At 66.2% G+C, this 15,407-nt stretch carries 4 protein-coding genes; all 4 read left to right on the top strand.

All coding sequences use genetic code 11. The annotated features are described in order from the left end of the window. Positions 1-794 precede the first annotated feature (794 nt). Genes H3H45_RS12775 through H3H45_RS12760 form a run of 4 tightly spaced genes read left to right on the top strand, consistent with a single transcriptional unit; the run spans position 795 to position 15,406 of the window. Positions 795-8,843, top strand: coding sequence for a type I polyketide synthase (locus tag H3H45_RS12775; RefSeq protein WP_220494272.1), 8,049 nt, complete (start codon positions 795-797; stop codon positions 8,841-8,843). Between the two features lie 5 nt (positions 8,844-8,848). After that, entirely contained in the window at positions 8,849-13,492 is a 4,644-nt protein-coding gene (locus tag H3H45_RS12770; protein ID WP_182834127.1) for a type I polyketide synthase, read from the top strand. Beyond that, positions 13,485-13,799 (top strand): acyl carrier protein, encoded by a 315-nt coding sequence (locus H3H45_RS12765; RefSeq protein WP_182834126.1) that lies wholly within the window; start codon positions 13,485-13,487, stop codon positions 13,797-13,799. The genes H3H45_RS12770 and H3H45_RS12765 overlap by 8 nt, the downstream gene beginning before the upstream one ends. After that, on the top strand, positions 13,796-15,406 hold the full coding sequence (locus tag H3H45_RS12760; RefSeq protein ID WP_182834125.1) for an alkaline phosphatase family protein: 1,611 nt from the start codon (positions 13,796-13,798) through the stop codon (positions 15,404-15,406). Before H3H45_RS12765 ends, H3H45_RS12760 begins: the two co-directional genes overlap by 4 nt. The last annotated feature ends 1 nt before the right edge of the window (position 15,407 follow it).

The raw sequence follows: 15,407 nt of genomic DNA, 5'->3' as shown, positions 1-15,407 counted from the left end.
TGGCCGCTTGGTTGTTCCCTGATTCCCTGTATTGCACCTGCACTCTGTCGATTGCCCGGCATGCCTTTACCTCAATGGCCATCGGCGTATTGGGGCGAGTTGTGCATCAAGCATGCCGCTCCCCATGTTGCTGGCGCATTACCAAACGGCAGCCAGCGCTTCCTATGTGCCGACTGCAACTATCCCTGGCGCATGGGGCTTTGGCGCCGAGGCTGTCAGCTGGGAGTTTGGGTGGCGTTATAATTTTGACTTATTGATCAAGTGATTCTTGTTTTTGTTGTAATTTTGACATTATTAGGCGCTTGCTGGTAAAAAGCCACTACAAAAAAATGCCTCCTTGCGGTGCGGATAGTGCCGGAATGGTTCGGATAAATAATGATCGTGAAATAACTCCCGCATAAATTCATTGCTGCGTCACTTTTTTGTCACGTGATGCGGCTTTGCTTTGGCTGTGCCGCTGGCTCTGGCGAGCGTCTGCGCCGTGTGGGGAGAGTTGGAACGTTTCTAGGGCGACGCGCGAGCTTCATGCGGTTTACGGGTTTCTGCCTGTTTTTTGCATTGGGTGCTCTTCAGGTGGTTGCAGCTGGAATTGGCCCCCGAGTGAGTGCGGATATCCGCCACACGGGGTTGTTTGCCTAAGGAATGAGGCTGCACGCATGAATGGCTCTCGAAGCGCTTCTGGCTTTCAGACGTTGGTGTTTTCCCCAAGCGGTTTGGCGCATCCGGCTCTGGCAATTGCTGCCTCCCGGGCGGGTGGTCTTGGCGTCCTCGATCTGGAACTCGCGAGCTGTGCAGTGCAGGGCGTCGAGCAGTTGGCTGTGCTCGCCCAGCATGCCGGATCGCAGGGTTTTGGCGTGCGGCTGGGCGAGTTTGATCGCGCGCTGCACGACGCTCTGCTGAGCCTGGCGGACAAGGGATTGTGCCTGCTGGTGGTCGGTCGGGAGCAGTTCAGCCTGTGGCGCGACAGCCTGCCAGCCCTGCGTGCCCGTGGCGTGCGGGTGCTGCTCGAGTTGTCGAGCAGCGAGGCGCTCGAGCCAAGCCAGCTCACCGCCGTCGACGGCCTGATCCTCAAAGGCCACGAAGCTGCCGGCTTCGTCGGCGAAAGCAGCTGCTTCATCCTCGCCCAGCACTGGCGCCAGCACAGTGACTTACCGCTCTACCTGCGCGGCGGCATCACGCCGCATACCGCTGCTGCCGCCGCCGTTGCCGGTTGTGCTGGCGTGGTACTGGACAGCCAGGTCCTGCTGCTGCAGGAGTCTCCGGTCGCCAGCGAACTGTTCCCGCATCTGCGCAGCCTGTCCGGCAGCGAAACAGTTGCTGCCGGCAACGGCGAGTTCGGCTGTTACTGCCGGGTTCTGCTGCGTCCTGGTTTCGCTACGGCCAAGGCCTTTGTCACCGCGGCGGAAAGCCTCACGCCTGCCGAGTTGCGCGCGCGGGTGCTGGCCGAGATCAACTGGCGCGAGCCAGCCGCCGGGCTGCTGCCGCTGGGCCAGGATGTGGCGTTCGCGGCGGCCTGGCAAAAGCAGTACGGCAGCCTTGCGCAACTGCTCCAAGCCATCGACAGTGCGGTGCAGAACAACCCGCAAGCGGCCCTGAAGGCGCGGGCGATCCAAGCCGATGCGCCGCTGGCGCAGGTCCTGGGTCTACCGTTGCCGCTGGTGCAGGGGCCGATGAGTCGGGTCTCGGACAAGGCCGAATTCGCCGAAGCTGTAGCCAGTGGCGGGGCGCTGCCGATGCTGGCCCTGGCCCTGCTCAAGGGCAAGCCGCTGGATGAGTTGCTGAACAAGACCCACCAACTACTCAACGGCCGGCCTTGGGGTATCGGTCTGCTCGGCTTCGCCCCGCAAAGCCTGCTCGACGAGCAGATTGCCGTGGCCAAGCCTTACCAGCCGAGCTACGCCATTATCGCTGGTGGTCGTCCGGATCAGGCGGTGCGTCTGGAGCAGTCGGGCATCCCGTCCTTCCTGCATGTACCGTCGGCCAACCTGATCCCGATGTTCCTCAAGGAAGGCGCGCGGCGCTTCATCTTCGAGGGTCGCGAATGCGGCGGGCATGTCGGCCCGCTGAGCAGTTTCGTGCTGTGGAGCAGCATGATCGACCGCCTGCTCGAAGAGATCAAAAGTGGCGTACCGGCAGCCGAGATCCAGGTGCTGTTCGCCGGTGGCATCCACGATGCGCGTTCCTCGGCCATGGTCCAGGCTATGGTCGCGCCCTTGCTGGCGCTGGGCGTCAAGGTCGGCATGCTGATGGGCAGCGCCTACCTGTTTACCCGTGAAATCGTCGGTTCCGGCGCCATAGTTCCGACCTTCCAGCAGCAGGCCATCGACTGTGCACGTACGGTCAACCTGGAGTCCGGCACCGGGCATGCCAGCCGCTGCGCCTATACCCCGTTCGCCGCCGCGTTCTTTGCCCGCCGCAACGAACTCAAACAGCAGGCGGTGCCGGCCGACGAGGCGCGCGAGCAGCTCGATGACCTGATCCTTGGTCGCCTGCGTCTTGCGTCCAAGGGCAGCATGCGCATTGGCGAAGAAGCCAAGCTCAAGGTCTTCAGTGAGGATGAGCAGGTCGAGGACGGCATGTACATGATCGGCCAGGTCGCCACCTTGCGCGCCGCCGTCACCGATATCGCCAGCCTGCACCACAGCGTCACCGACGAGGCGCTGGCCCTGCTCGAAGCGCATGTGCAGGCCCAGGACGAGCTGGCGCCGCTGAGCAGCGATCCGGCGGATATCGCCATCATTGGCATGGGCTCGGTGCTGCCGGGCTCGAAGACCCCGCGCGAGTACTGGCACAACATCCTCAACAAGGTCGACGCGATCACCGAAATCCCGGCCCATCGCTGGGACTGGCGCCTGTACTTCGACGAGAACCGCAGCACCCCGGACAAGATCTACTCGCGCTGGGGCGGCTTCCTCGACGACATGGTCTTCGATCCGACCCGTTACGGCATGCCGCCCAAGTCCATCGAGTCGGTCGACCCGATGCAGTTGATGGCCCTGGATATCGCCCGCCAGACCCTCAGCGACGCCGGCTACGACCAGCGCGGCTTCAACCGCGAGAAGGCCTCGGTGATCATCGGTGCCAGCGGCGGTGCCGGCGACGTCGGCATGCAGTACGGCCTGCGCTCCGAGCTGCCGCGTTTTTCTGGCGAGCTGCCGAGCTCGATCGCCGAGCGCCTGCCGGAATGGACCGAAGATACCTTCGCCGGCATCCTGATCAACGTGATGGCCGGGCGCATCGCCAACCGCCTGGACTTCGGCGGGGTCAACTTCGCCACCGACGCCGCTTGTGCCTCGTCCCTGGCGGCGATCTACCAGGGCATCAACGAACTGCTCTCCGGCCGCAGCGACCTGGTCATCGCCGGGGGCGTGGATACCGTGCAGGGCCCGTTCGGCTACCTGTGCTTCAGCAAGACCCAGGCCCTGTCGCCGCGCGGCCGTTGCCGCACCTTCGACGAATCGGCCGACGGCATCGTGATTTCCGAAGGCATCGCCATGCTCGCGCTCAAGCGCCTGAGCGATGCCGAGCGTGACGGCGACCGCGTCTATGCGGTGATCAAGGGCATGGCCGGCAGCAGCGACGGCAAGGCCAAGGGCCTCACCGCGCCGTTGCCCGCCGGGCAGTTGCGCGCCATGCGCCGCGCTTACCAGCAGGCCGGTTTCGGCCCGGAAAGCGTCGGCCTGTTCGAGGCCCACGGCACTGGCACCGTGGCCGGCGACACCGCTGAGCTGGACAGCACCACCTCGCTGCTGCGCGAAGCTGGCAGCCGTCCGGCGCAAGCCGTGGTTGGCTCGGTGAAGACCATGATCGGTCACACCAAGGCCACCGCCGGCGTGGCCGGGATGATCAAGGCGGCCCTGGCCCTGCATTACAAGACCCTGCCGCCGCACCTCGGCGTGCAATCGCCGAACGCCGTATTGAAGAAGGCCGACAGCCCGCTCTGCGTGCTGGACGAGGCGCAGCCCTGGCTGGTCAACGGCGAGCAGCCGCGCCGCGCCGCGGTCAGCGCCTTCGGTTTTGGCGGCACCAACTTCCACGCGGTGCTGGAAGAGTATTCGGGCGAATACCGGCCCTGGTTGCAGCCCAGTGTCAGCGATGCCTGGGCGGCCGAGCTGCTGCTGTGGCGGGCCGCCAGCCGCGAACAGTTACAGACTCAGGTCAGCGCGCTGCAGCAACAACTGGCGGCGCCGGGCAAGGTGGCGTTGGCCGATATTGCCTGCCACCTGGCGGCGAACCTCGGCAGCGGCACGCACAGCCTGGCCCTGGTGGTCGGCAGTCTGGATCAGCTGGCCGACAAGCTGGACAAGGCCCAGCGGCGCCTAGCCGGTGAAGCGTTGATCGACCCGAGCATTCAGCTGGGCGACAGCTTGGTCGAGGCCGGTCAGGTCGCCGTGCTGTTCCCGGGTCAGGGTTCGCAGAACATCCACATGCTGCGCGAAATCGCCGTGCTGTTCCCGGCCGTGGCCGAGACCCTGGCCGCCGCCGACCAGCAACTGCAGGGCTCCACTGCACGCTTTGCCGACAAGCCGCTGAGCCAGTTCATCTACCCGCGTGGCTGCTATGACGACGGTGCGCGCCAGGCCGCCAGTGCGGCGCTGACCAGCACCGACATCGCCCAGCCGGCCCTCGGCGTGGTCGAGGCCGGGCTGTGGCGCCTGCTGCAGGAACTGGGCGTCAGCGCCGACATGGCCGCCGGGCACAGTTATGGCGAGTTCGTCGCCCTGTTCGCTGCCGGGCACATCGATTTCCCCACCCTGATCAGCCTGTCCGAGGCGCGCGGGCGCTTTATCGTCGAGGCCGCGGCCAGCGCTGGCAGCGAGCTCGGCAGCATGGCCATGGTGCAGGCGCCGCGGGCGCTGGTAGAGGCCAGCATCGGCCATCTACCGGACGTGCTGGTGGCCAACCACAATGCACCGGAGCAGAGCATCATTTCCGGCTCCCAGGCCGGGATCGCCAGCGCCCTGCAGGCCTTCCAGGCGGCCGGGCTGAATGCCAGCGCCATCTCGGTGGCGGCGGCCTTCCATTCGCCGTTCGTCGCCCCGGCGCAGTCGTTGTTGGCGGCGGCCATCGATGCGGCCAACTGGCAGCCGGGCCGCATGCCGGTGTACTCCAACAGCACGGCCGCGCTGCACAGCAGCGAGGCGGCGCAACTCAAGGCGAGCATGGCCGAACACCTGGTCAAGCCGGTCGAGTTCGTCGCCCAGGTCGAAGCCATGTATGCCGCCGGCGCCCGCGTATTTATCGAAGTCGGGCCCAAGGCTGTGCTCAGCCGTCTGGTCGGGCGCATCCTCGACGGCCGCCCACACCAGGCCATCGCCCTGGATGAGCGTGGCGCGGGCATCAGCAGCCTGTTGACTGCCCTGGCCCGGCTGTTCTGCCTGGGCGTCAGCTTCCAGCCGGCGGCCCTGTTCGCCCGCCGCGATTGCCGGCGCAGCAGCAATGGCCGGCTCGACGGCCTGTGGCAGGACGCCAGCCTGCCCAAGCAGGCCTGGCTGCTCAACGGCAGCGGCGCCCGTCGCGCCAGCGCCGCGCCACGGCAGATCGGCGTGCGCCAGGGCGAAGTGCTGCCGGCCGCACCCAGCGAGCCGCGCACCCTGGTCGCGCCGGTCGCTCAAGCCCTTTCAATTCCCGTCCCCCAACGCGCAGCGCAGGCTGCACCCCGAGTCAAGGAGAGGCTGGTCATGTCTGAAACAACGGCTCCCAACGGTGACGAAATGTCATCGGTGATGGCGGAGTATTTCGCCACCATGCGCCAGTTCCTGGAAACCCAGGAGCGGGTGCTCAATACCTTCATGGCCGGCGGCGCTGCGGCCAGCCAGCCGCGTGCCATGCCGGCAGCGGCGGCTCCGGCCCGTCGTCCGGCACCCGCTGCGGCACCGGCGCGTGTCGCGGTCGCACCGGCTCCGGTGGCGATGCCAGTCGCTGCCCCCGCGGTCGCTGCTCCTGTCCCGGTAGCGGTGGCACCGGCCGTGGTTGCGCCAGCTCCAGCTGTGCCGGCTGCTCCTGCCGCCGCCCCGGCGCAGGTGGCGGGTGCCAAGATGAAGGACATCCTGCTGTCCATCGTCGAGGAACGCACCGGCTACCCGAGCGACATGGTAGGCCTGGATCAGAACCTCGAAGCCGACCTCGGCATCGACTCGATCAAGCGCGTGGAAATCGTCGGCGCCCTGCTGCAGACCCTGCCGCCGGCCTACGGCAGTGCCCTGGGCGAGGCGCGCAGCGAGTTGAACACGCGAGCGACCCTGGCCGACATGCTCAAGCTGCTGCAAGGCCTGGAGGTCGGCGAGGCGGCAGTCCCTTTTGATTTGGCCGGGGCGAACCCGATAGCTGCCACCCCCGTGGTCAGCCATTCGCCCCGGCATGTCGTGATTGCCGAAGCAGAAGAAATTCCGGCCAACGCCCTGCGCCAGTTCGAGCCCGGTTACTTCGTCATTACTGCAGATAACCATGGCCTGGCGTTGCGCCTGCAGGAGTGGCTGGAGCAGCGCGGCTGCACGGTGTCGTTGCTGGCACCGAGCCTGCTGGCCGATGAAGCGGCGCTGCTGGCCTGGTGTCGCGAGACCGCCGCCAACCCGGACAAAGTGGTCGCCGGGGTGATCCACCTGGCGCCGTTGGGCGCCCATGTTTTGCCGCGCGATGCGCAGCTGGGCAGCTGGCAGCGCGAGCTGCTGGTCAACGAGAAGTCGCTGTTCCTGATTCTGCATGCCCTGGCCGCGCAGCTGCGCAGCGATGCCCATGTGATGGCGGTCAGCGGCCTGGGTGGCCTGTTCGGTCGTGGTGTGACACCGGCCGAGACTGGTCTCAGCCTGCAGGGCGGCAGCAGCGGCCTGATCAAGTCCGTGCGTGAGGAACGCCCGCACCTGCGTACCCGTGCTATCGACCTCGATCCGGCGCTGGCGGCTGCCGAGCAGCTGGCCATCATCAGCACCGAGCTGCAGCTGGTCGGTGGGCGCCAGGAAGTCGGCTATCCGGACGGGCAGCGCACGCTGTTCCGCACCCAGGCCCATGCAATCGCCGCCAGCGATCTGCTGCCGCCACTCAACAACGCCGTGGTCCTGGCCACCGGCGGCGCCCGCGGTATCACCGCCGAGGTGCTGCGCGACCTGGCCCGGCCGGGCAATGTGCTGATCCTTACCGGGCGCAGCGAGTTGCACGAGGAAGACCCGGCCACCGCCGGCCTCGACAGCCCGAACGCCCTGCGCCAGTTCTTCATCGGCGAAGTGCGCGCCGGTCGCCTGCAGCTCAGCCCGGCGGATGTGCAGCGCAAGGTGGCGGCCATCGTTGCCCTGCGCGAGATGCACAGCAATATCGCCGACCTGCGCCAGGCCGGCGCCACGGTCGAGTACATCGCCGTCGACGTCACCCATGAGCCGTCCGTGCAGGCCCTGATGGTTGGTTTGCGCGAGCGCTATGGCAAAGTCAGCGGCGTGGTGCATGGCGCCGGGGTGATCGAAGACAAGCTGCTGGAAGACAAAAGCGCGGAAAGCTGGATGCGCGTGGTTGGCACCAAGGTCAACGGCATGCTGCTGCTGCAGAAGTATGTGGATGTGGCCGAGCTGGAGTTCTTCGCCGTGTTCAGCTCGGTGGCCGGCCGGTATGGCAACAGTGGCCAGCTGGACTACGCCACCGCCAACGAATTGATGAACCGCCTGTGCTGCCAGCTGCAACGCCAGTGGGGCGAACAGGTCAACGTGGTGTCGCTGAACTGGGGCCCCTGGGGCGCGACCAAGTTCGGCGCCGGCATGGTCACCTCCGACACCGAGAAGAAATTTGCCGACAAGGGCGTGGCCCTGGTCACTGCCGGCCAGGGCCGCCAGCTGTTCAGCGAGGCCCTGCGTCTGCGCGGCGCACATGCGGTGGAAGTGATCGCCGGTGGCGGCCCCTGGGAGCAGCACGAGGCCGACATCGGCCGCCTGTTCGAGGCCGAAGCTGGCGCGACGCAGGGCGGTATCAACCAGCCGCTGCTGACCCACGGCCGTATCGAACATGGCGACAAGGGCACCGAGGTGCTGACCTTCACCATCGATACCGCCCACGGCTACCTGCAGGAGCACTGCATCGACGGCATCCCGGTGCTGCCGGCGGCGGTGGCCCTGGAGATCGTCGCCGAGGCTGCCAGTGTCATGTGGCCGGGCTGGGTGGTCGCCGAGGTGGCCGAGTTCCGCCTGCTCAAGGGCGTGCAGCTGAGCGAGCCGACCCAGACCCTGTCCGTGGTGATCAACCCGCCGACCTACGCCAGCAGCGAAGGCTTCGACGCCAGCCTGACCATCCGTTCGGGCAGCGGCAAGACCCAGCGCATCCACTACCGCGCAGCGGTGAAGATGGCCCAGCAACTGCCGGAAGCACCGCTGCATCGTCCCGGCGAATACCGCGAGCGTGAGCTGCCTGTGGCCAAGGCTTACCAGGAGTGGCTGTTCCATGGCCCGCGCTTCCAGGTGATCCGTGCCATCAACGGTCTGTCCAGCCAGGGCGCAGCGGCGCTGATGTGCCCCAGCTCGCCGCAACAGTGGCTGAGCGGCGCGCCGGCCCAGCAGCAGTGGATCGTCGACCCGGCGGTGCTCGATGCGGCGCCGCAGATGGCCCTGCTGTGGGCGCGCACCTTCCACGACGGCTCCGCGCTGCCGGCGCAGTTCGGTCGGGTGATTCGCTACGTCGAGCAGTTGCCGGAGCGCTTCCACATGGACTTCCAGTGCCTGCCCGGCGAGGCCCAGCAGGTGCGCGCCAACGTGTTCTTCACCGATGACGACGGCAAGTTGCTGCTGCTGATCGAGGAACTGGAGTGCATCGTCGATGCTCGCCTCAATCGCCTTGGTGGCACCCACCTGCGTAAGGAAACCGAGTGAGCCGCATGAGCCAGCCAGCCAACCAGCCGATCGCCATCATCGGCATGGCCTGCATCTTTCCGCAGGCCCCGGATATCGCCAGCTTCTGGCGCAATATTCTCGCCGCCACGGATGCCGTCGGCGAGCCGCTGGCCGAATGGGAAGCCTCGCGCTACCTGGACTCCGGGCGCATCGAAACCCAGTTCGGCGGCTTTCTCAATGATCTCTACCGCTTCGATCCGCGCGAGTTCGGCATCATGCCCAACTCGGTTGACGGTGGTGAGCCGGACCAGTTCCTCGCCCTCAAGGTAGCCCGCGATGCGCTGCTCGATGCCGGTTACCTGAGCGACGAACACGATCACCGCGACACCGGCATCATCCTCGGCCACAGCACCTACCTGCACCGCGGCCAGGTCAGCCATATCCAGAACCACATCGTCCTCGACCAGACCCTGGAACTGCTCAAGGCGGCCCAGCCGAGCCTCAGCGAAGACGACCTGGTACGCCTGCGCGCGGCGTTGCAGAAGAAGCTGCCGCCGTCCAATACCGACATCGCCCCGGGTCTGGTGCCCAACGTGATGACCGGGCGCATCGCCAACCGCCTCAACCTCAAGGGGCCGAACTACATCGTCGACGCCGCCTGTTCCTCCTCACTGCTGGCGGTCAACGCGGCCATGGACGAACTGCGCAACGGCCGCAGCAAGCTGATGATCGCCGGCGGGGTGAATGCCTCGCTGCCGGCCGAAGTCTCGGTGATCTTCACCCAGCTCGGCGCCCTCAGCGGGCGCAAGAAAGTTCGCCCGTTCGAGCAGGGCAGCGATGGCACCCTGCTCGGCGAAGGCCTGGGCATGGTGGTGCTCAAGCGCCTCGACGACGCCCTGGCCGATGGCGACCGCATCTACTCGGTGATCCGTGGCATTGGCCAGGCCAGTGATGGTCGTGGCACCGGCCTGCTGGCGCCGAGCGAGGAGGGCGAAGCCCTGTCGATCCGCCGCGCCTACGAGGGCAGTGGCGTGGAACCGGCCAGCATCTCGCTGATCGAGGCCCACGGCACCGGCATCCCGCTGGGCGACAAGACCGAGATCGCCGCTCTGCGTAGCGTGCTCGGCGCGCGCCAGGGTCTGCTCGGCAGCGTGGCGATCGGTTCGGTCAAGTCGATGATCAGTCACTGCATCCCGGCCGCCGGCATCGCCGGACTGATCAAGACCAGCCTGGCCCTGCACCACAAGATTTTGCCGCCGACCCTGTGCGGCACGGTCAACCCCGAGCTGCAGATCGAGCAGACGCCGCTCTACGTCAACACCGCCAGCAAACCCTGGATCGCCAAGCCGGATGCGCCGCGGCGCGCCGGGATCAACTCCTTCGGCTTCGGCGGGATCAACACCCACGCCATTCTCGAAGAGGCGCCGAGCGGCGCCCTGCGCCCGCCGAGCCTGGGTCAGCGCGACTGCGAACTGTGCGTGTTCGCCGCCGATTCCACGGCGGCGCTGCTGCAGGATATCCAGCAGGTGCTGGGCTATATCGCCGCCAACCCGAGCCTGCGCCTGGCTGACCTGGCCGCCACCCTGGCCGCCCGCGATTGCAGTGGCAAGCCGGTGCGCCTGGCCGTGCTGGTCGCCGACCTGGCCGAGCTAGACAAGAAGCTGCAGCAAGCGGCGAAGAAGGTTGCCGAAGGCAAGTCGCCCCGCTGGATGACCCGCACCGGTCTGTCCTTCTGCAGCCAGCCGCTGGACGGCAAGCTGGCCTTCATCTTCCCCGGCGAGGGCTCGCAGTACCTGAACATGTTCAGCGACCTGGCCCAGCAGTTCGGCGAAGTGCGCGAGTGGTTCGATTTCTGGCAGGGCCTCTACGACGAGAAGGCCGGCTCGGGGCGCAGCGACATCCTGTTCCCGCCGCAGAGCGAGCTGAGCGATGCGCTGCGCGGCCAGCTGGAGGCGCGGCTGTTTGATATGGATGTCGGTTCGGAGGCTATCTTCGTCGCCAGCCAGGCCATGTTCAGCCTGCTGCGCGCCCTGGCCGTGGAGCCGGACGTGATGCTCGGCCACAGCACCGGCGAGTCCTCGGCGTTGGCTGCCTCCGGCACCATGGCCTTCAGCGACCGCCAGCAATTGGCCGACTTCATTCGCGAGCTGAACAAGGTCTACCGCGGTGTGCTGGAGGCCGGCGATATCGCCACCGGCGCGCTGCTCACCGTCGGTGCCATGAGCCGCGCGCAGGTCGAGCAGCACATCGCCGCCAGCGGCGAGGCGGTGGTAGTGGCGATGGACAACTGCCAGAACCAGCTGGTGCTGTTCGGCAGCCAGGCGGCGATTGCCGGCCTGCTCAAGACTTTGAGCGAGGAGGGCGGCATCTGCGCCCTGCTGCCGTTCGACCGTGCCTACCACACGCCGCTGTTCGCCCCGGTCAGCACGGCCTTCCTCAAGTACTATCAGGCGGTCGGCCTGCAGACGCCGAAGACCCCGCTGTATTCATGCGCCAGCGCCGAACTGTTTCCGGCCGCGGCCGAACAGGTCTGCGAGCTGGCGGCGGCGCAGTGGTCGAATACCGTGCGTTTTCGCGAAACCATCGCCAACATGCACCGCGATGGCGTGCGCTACTTCATCGAGGTCGGCCCGTCGGGCAACCTCACCGGTTTCGTCAACGACATCCTAGGCGGCAGCGAGTACGTCGCGCTGGCCTCCAACGCGCGCAAACGCAGCGGTATCGAGCAGTTGTTCAGTGTGCTCGGCGCGTTGTTCGTCAACGGTAAGACGGTTGACCTGGGCAAGCTGTTCCGCGGCAGCAACTGCCGGGTGCTCGACCTTCAGCAGCCGCTGGTCGAACCCAAGCGTGGCCTGCTGATCAAGAACACCATGCCCTTCGTCCATGTGGATGCCGAGATCGCCCAGGTGCTGCGCGAAATCATGGCACCCGCAGCTGCGCAGCCTGTCGCTGCGGCACCTCTAGCCATGGTGGGGGCGCCGATCGCCACGCCGCTGCTCGGCGAGATCCAGCAACTGGGCGCGGACAAACTCAGCGCGCAATGCCCGCTGTGGTCGACTGATCGCTTCCTTGCCGACCATGTGCTGTCCGGCCCGTCGTCCTACCATCAGCCTGAGCTGCAAGGCCTGGCCTGCGTGGCGATGATGGCCAGCCTGGAGATCATGGCCGAGGCCTGCGCCGTGCTGGCCGGCAGTCGGGCGATCAACCTGATCGAGAATGTCCGCGCCTTCGACTGGGTCGCTCTGGATCGTGGCGAGCTGACCTTGCAGGTCGAGGCCGAGTGCCTGGACGCCCAGGCGCGCCTGTACGGCGCCAGCCTGTTCAACGCTGGCAGCAAGGTGATGAGCGCCGAGTTCCGTATCGCCGCGCCCTTGACCGGCACGCCGCTGGCGCCATTGGCGGCGGCCGAGGCTTACCGCTGGGCGGATGCCGAGCTGTACACCACCGGCATGTTCCATGGCCCGCTGTTCCAGAGCATCGCTGGCATCCACGGCTGGTCGGGCGAAGGCATCGATGCGGCGCTGGCTTCCTGCAGCCTGGAAGGTTTCATCCAGGACGGCGAGCCTTGCGATCTGGTGCTCAACCCGGTGCTGCTGGATGCCCTCGGCCAGCTGGCCGCCTTCTGGCTGGCGCAGCAGGTCGGCACCGACTTCAACAGTTTCCCCTCGCACATCGCCCGCATCGAACTGCATGGCCAGGTGCCGGCCGATATCGCTGGCGCCCAGTTGCGCGGCCGCCAGCAGCCCCAGGGCGGCGCCGAGCAGGGCCTCGGCACGCCACGGGTGTGGGATTTCGACTGCCTGCACGAAGGTCGTTTGCTGCTGCGTGCCAGCGGTTTCTCCAACATCTTCTTCCCGGTGCCCAACGCCTTCTACCAGCTGCGTCGCGAGCCGATGAACGGCTGGCTCGGCGCGCCACTGGCGAGCGGCTCGGCGACCCTGGTCAGTGCCGAAGAGGTGCTGTTGTGGCAGCTGAACTACCTGGCAGATGACTTCTGCAAGCAGTCGGCGGCGATTTTCCTGCGCATCCTTGCCCACGCCATCCTTGCCGAGGACGAGCGCGCCGAATGGGAAGCCGTGCGCCACACGCGCCAGGCCCGCGAGTGGCTGCACGGCCGCCTGTGCCTGAAGGAAGCGACGCGCTACTACCTCTACCAGCACACCGGCGAGCTGCTTTGCCCGGCCGATATCTCGGTGTGGCACGACGAACTCGGCGCGCCCTATGTCGACGGCTGGTGGAACGGCCAGTGGCTGGATGCGCCGAGCGTGTCGCTGACCCATGACCGCCACGGCTGCCTGGCGGCGCTGGTGCCGGCCGGGCGCATCGGCGTGGATGCCGAACGCCTGGATCGCCTGCAACGGCCGGAGCTGGTGGCCGGCTCCTTTAGCGCCTACGAGCAGCAGGCCCTGGACGATGCGCCGGGCGAGCAGCGTGGCGAGCTGATCCTGCGCACCTGGTGCGCCAAGGAAGCTGCCGCCAAGTACCTCGGTTGTGGCCTGCAGGGCGCGCCGGAGCGTTTCGAGGTGCTGTTCGGCGAAGACTGGACCTTCGCTACGGTGAATGTCGCGGGGTCTGCCAAGCAGGCGCCTGCACAAATAAGTGTGGCCCTGGAAGTGCAAGGCGATCTGCTGATCGCCCTGGCCGGGGCCGAGTTGGATTATCAGGAATTTGGAGTAGCCAATGGCTGAAGCTGTCGCAGTGGGTCTGGATAAAAGCAGTATCGAGAAGACCCTGATCCACATCGTCGAGGACCTGACCCAGGACTGGGGCATCGAGTTGGATGAGGCTGTCAGCAGTCAGACCCGCCTGGTTGCCGACATGGAGTTCGCCTCGGTCGACATCATTCAGCTGATGGTGGCCATCGAAGAGCACTACAACCGCCCGAAAATGGGCTTCCAGGACCTGCTGATGAACGACGGCAGTTACGTCGATGATCTTTCCATTGGCCAGGTGATCGACTTCGTTCACGCAAAACTCACAGGAGTGCCGGCATGACCACACGTACATTGTTCATCGGGATGGATGGTTGCACCTTCACCATCCTCGACGACCTCACGGTAGAGAAGGACGGTCGTCCTGCGGTCATGCCGTTCCTCGGCGGCCTGATGGCCCGTGGCACGCGCAGCGAACTGCGCTCCACCCCCAACCCGCTGACCCCGCCAGCCTGGGTCTCGCTGATGACCGGGCGTACCCCGGGCAACCACGGCCTGCTGGACTTCATCCGCGCCGAGGAACGTGGCGAAGACGTGTTCTTCACCCTCTATGACTCGCGCGACAACCTGGCGGAAACCATCTGGTCGATCGCCAGCCGCCAGGAGCGCCGCGTCGCCGTGCTCAACCTGCCGTTCACCGCACCGCCACCCAAGGACCTTAACGGTTTCATGGTGCCGGGCTTCATCCCGTGGCGGCACCTGCGCCGCAACACTGTGCCGGCCAACTTCTATGACCGCCTCAAGCAAGAACTGCCGGACTTCAATCCCAAGGAGCTGGCGTGGGACTTCGAGCAGGAGAAGCAGGCGGTCGACAACCTGACCGACGAAGACCGCGAGAACTGGGTGCGCTATCACCTGCCGCGCGAAAAGCAGTGGTTCGAGATCGCCAAGTTCCTGCTCAAGGAAGAAGCCCCTGAGCTGATGGCCGTGATGTTCGATGGCGTCGACAAACTACAGCACCAGGCCTGGCTGTTCCTCGATCCGGCCCTGCAGCACGATGGGGTCAGCGACTACCACAAGCGCATGCGCGCCCTGTGCCTGGACTACTTCCGTCAGCTCGACGGTTTCATCGAGGAATTGGTGACCATGGCCGGCCCGGATGTGCAGGTGTTCATGGCCTCCGACCACGGCTTTACCGCCACCACCGAAGTGGTGCGGATCAACGCCTGGCTGTTCGAGAAGGGCTACCTGCACTGGAAGGAAGTACTCGATCCGGACTCCGAGGCCGCCAAGCGCCGCGAGGACAGCATGTTCGCCAACCTCGACTGGTCCAAGACCACCGCCTACTGCCGCACACCGTCGAGCAACGGCATCAACATTCGCGTGGCACGTAATCCGGGCGAGACCGGGATCAAGCCGGAAGACTACGAGGCGTTCCGTGAACAGCTGATCCTCGATATCAAGGCGCTCAAGGACCCGGTCACCGGCGAGAGCATCGTCAGCGAAATCCACCTGCGCGAGGAAGTCTTCGCCGGCCCGGCGATGATGGATGCGCCGGACCTGCTGCTGGTGCTGCGCGACTTCGGCTTCGTCTCGATCAAGAACAAGCTGCCGATCGTCGAGCCGCGTGAAGAGCCGGCCGGTACCCACCACCCGGATGGCATCTTCATCGCCTGCGGCCCGGGCATCCGCAAGGGCGTGAAAATCGACCGTCGGCACATCTGCGACGTTGGCGCGACCCTGCTCTACAGCCAGGGCCTGGAAGTGCCCGGTGACTTCGAGGGCAAGGTGCCGGCCGACATGTTCATCAAGCCCTGGCTGAACCAGAACCCGATCCGCATCGGCGAGTCGACCCGTGGCGTCAAGCTGGACGAGGACGCTGAAGGCATGGCCGATGACGAGAAGGAAAAGATCATGGCGCAGCTGCAGATGCTCGGGTACATGGAATAAC

The organism is Aquipseudomonas guryensis, assembly GCF_014164785.1.
GTDB classification, from domain to species: domain Bacteria; phylum Pseudomonadota; class Gammaproteobacteria; order Pseudomonadales; family Pseudomonadaceae; genus Aquipseudomonas; species Aquipseudomonas guryensis.
This window is presented reverse-complemented; position numbering and strand designations above follow the sequence as displayed.

Excerpts from the sequence above, each read along its gene's own strand:
- H3H45_RS12760 (WP_182834125.1), top strand. The coding sequence starts at position 13,796 with ATGACCACACGTACATTGTTCATCGGGATGGATGGTTGCACCTTCACC.
- H3H45_RS12765 (WP_182834126.1), top strand. The coding sequence starts at position 13,485 with ATGGCTGAAGCTGTCGCAGTGGGTCTGGATAAAAGCAGTATCGAGAAG.
- H3H45_RS12770 (WP_182834127.1), top strand. The coding sequence starts at position 8,849 with ATGAGCCAGCCAGCCAACCAGCCGATCGCCATCATCGGCATGGCCTGC.